The organism is Pseudomonas sp. NPDC087639, from assembly GCF_044743385.1.
GTDB lineage: Bacteria > Pseudomonadota > Gammaproteobacteria > Pseudomonadales > Pseudomonadaceae > Aquipseudomonas.
Map to the genome: position 1 here is coordinate 1 of NZ_JBIUWI010000153.1, position 2590 is coordinate 2590.

General features: G+C 58.6%; 1 protein-coding gene and 1 pseudogene. Both read left to right on the forward strand.

The window, feature by feature from the left end; translation table 11 throughout:
- A pseudogene (gene rpsU / locus ACIOVB_RS27350) lies at positions 1 to 114 on the forward strand (30S ribosomal protein S21); the annotation flags it as partial.
- A gap of 485 nt (positions 115 to 599) precedes the next feature.
- Positions 600 to 2564, forward strand: coding sequence for a DNA primase (gene dnaG / locus ACIOVB_RS27355; protein ID WP_401272258.1), 1965 nt, complete (start codon positions 600 to 602; stop codon positions 2562 to 2564).
- Positions 2565 to 2590 lie beyond the last annotated feature (26 nt).

Genomic DNA, 2590 nt, shown 5'->3' on the forward strand with positions numbered 1-2590 from the left:
CGCGAATTTTACGAGAAGCCAACTTCTGAGCGTAAGCGTAAAGCAGCAGCCGCTGTTAAGCGTCACGCCAAGAAAGTTCAGCGCGAACAGCGCCGCGCCGTTCGTCTGTACTAATACACAGACGTTCGTAGCAAGCTTCTTGCCTAAGCCCGGCTCTCAGCCGGGCTAATGGCATTTGCGTAAAACGCTTGATGCTTCACCGTCAAAGCCGCACATGCGACCAAGACAAATCTGCTTCACGCGTCAGACCTGGCTCTTTTGCCAGCGGTGCACGTCTTTTCTGACGAGCCTTTAAAGGCTACTGACGAGCACACCCACTGATTCCTCTCACGACGATCAGCCCAAGGCACCTGCATGCGTGCCCGCTTTATTGAGCTATCCGAGGCCATTAACCGGCCGCCAGCGGATTCAGCGCAACACTTTCAAATAGTCGAAGGCTGATTGGTACTAACGTCAGTGGATTTTCGGCAGATACACTTCCCGACAGCGATTACGCAGACGACACCGGTCGAGCCGCACATTTTGCGTGCTTCAAACAACGACCCGCGTCCGGCCGCCCTTCGCATCGGACTCATTACAGCGCAGACGACGAGAACGCGATGGCCGGGCTGATTCCCCAGAGCTTTATTGACGACCTCCTGAACCGCACCGACATCGTCGACGTGGTCAGCTCGCGTGTGCAGCTAAAAAAAGCAGGCAAAAACTACACCGCCTGCTGCCCGTTTCACAAAGAGAAAACCCCGTCTTTCAGCGTCAGCCCCGACAAGCAGTTCTATTACTGCTTCGGTTGCGGCGCTGGCGGTAATGCCCTCGGCTTCCTCATGGACCACGACAACCTGGACTTCCCCCAGGCAGTCGAAGATCTGGCGAAAGCCGCCGGCATGGAAATCCCCCGCGAAGAAAGCGGCCGCGCGCACAAACCGCGACAACCGACCGATTCGCCGCTATACCCTTTGCTCACTGCCGCCGCCGACTTTTATCGGCAGGCACTCAAGAGCCACCCATCGCGCAAAGCTGCGGTGGATTACCTCAAGGGCCGCGGCCTGACTGGCGAGATCGCTCGGGATTTCGGCCTCGGCTTTGCGCCACCCGGCTGGGACAACCTGTTTAAACACTTAAGCAGCGACACTTTGCAACAGAAGGCCATGGTCGACGCCGGCTTGCTGATCGAGAACGCCGAAACCGGCAAACGCTATGACCGCTTCCGCGATCGCGTGATGTTCCCGATCCGCGACACGCGCGGGCGCATCATCGCCTTCGGTGGACGCGTGCTGGGCGATGACAAGCCGAAGTACCTGAACTCGCCGGAAACTCCGGTTTTCCATAAAGGCCAGGAACTTTACGGCCTCTACGAAGCGCGCAAGAACAACCGAAACCTCGACGAAATCATCGTCGTCGAGGGCTACATGGACGTCATCGCCCTCGCCCAACAGGGCTTGCGCAATGCCGTCGCGACGCTGGGCACCGCGACCAGCGAAGAACATTTGAAACGTCTGTTCCGCGTCGTTCCGAACGTATTGTTCTGCTTCGACGGCGACCAGGCTGGCCGCAACGCAGCATGGCGCGCGCTGGAGGCAACACTTCCATGCCTGCAAGACGGGCGCCGTGCGCGATTCCTGTTTCTGCCTGAAGGCGAAGACCCGGACACCCTGGTTCGCGCCGAAGGCACCGATGCGTTCAAGGCCCGAATCAATCAGCATGCGCAGCCGCTGGCCGATTATTTCTTCCAGCAACTGACCGAAGAAGCCGACCCGCGCTCGCTCGAAGGCAAGGCCCACATGGCCACCCTCGCCGCACCGCTGATCGACAAAGTGCCGGGCGCCAACCTGCGCATCCTGATGCGTCAGCGCCTGACCGAAATCACCGGCCTGAGCAGTGAAACCGTCAGCCAGCTCGCTCAAAGCGCGCCGCAGGAAGCACCGCCCGCCTATGATCCGGGCATCGATTACGACGCAATGCCGGACTACAGCGACTACCATCAGCCGCAGGCACAGGATTTGTACGTGCCGCAGCAGGAATGGACGCCGAAGAAACCCGGCGCCGGCGGCAAGAAATGGGACAAGAAACCCTGGGACAAGAACGGCAAGCGTGGCGGCGATCGCGATCAGCAACGCCCGCGGACGCCGATTGGCGTCGAGTCGCCAACCCTGACCGCCCTGCGCACATTGCTTCATCACCCGCAATTGGCCGAGCGCGTCGAAGACGCCGGGCACATTGCGGACGAAAATCAGACCAATGCCCAGTTGCTTGTGGCGCTGCTCGAAGCCGTACAGAAGAATCCCAAGCTAAACTCATTTCAACTGATCGCGCGATGGCACGGCACTGAACAGGGCCGATTGCTCAAGGCGCTGGCAGAAAAGGAATGGCTGATTGATGGAGATAACCTTGAACAACAGTTTTTCGACACCATTACTAGCTTGTCAGCCCGCCAACGCGAGCGAAATCTGGAACAGTTGCTCAGGAAAGCGCGTCAAAGCGAACTGAGTATTGAAGAGAAAAATCAACTGCGCGACCTTCTAAGTCGCAATGTTTCCGCATCAAACCCGACCTCAACTGGCGCGTGAGGTCATAGCTCAGGTATAATCCTCGG